Raw genomic sequence first — 252 nt, 5'->3', positions numbered from 1 at the left:
CGGTAAGTGCAAGTGAAAGCACATCTGCTTCAGTAAGTGCCAGTGAAAGTGCCTCAACATCGTTGAGTGCGAGCGAAAGCACGTCCGCTTCGGTAAGTGCAAGTGAAAGCACATCAGCTTCAGTAAGTGCCAGTGAAAGTACTTCCGCTTCGGTAAGCGCCAGTGAAAGTATTTCCGCCTCAGTAAGCGCGAGCGAAAGCACCTCCGCCTCAGTAAGCGCTAGTGAATCAACTTCATTAAGTGCTAGCGACA

Annotated in this window: 1 protein-coding gene; it reads right to left on the bottom strand. The window is 50.4% G+C overall.

The window, feature by feature from the left end:
• On the bottom strand, positions 1 to 252 hold a 252-nt coding region (locus tag AACL61_RS01325), incomplete at both ends, for a hypothetical protein (protein ID WP_423245872.1).

Origin of the sequence: Limosilactobacillus reuteri subsp. porcinus (assembly GCF_036621895.1) — a bacterium.
GTDB classification, from domain to species: domain Bacteria; phylum Bacillota; class Bacilli; order Lactobacillales; family Lactobacillaceae; genus Limosilactobacillus; species Limosilactobacillus reuteri_J.
This window is presented reverse-complemented; position numbering and strand designations above follow the sequence as displayed.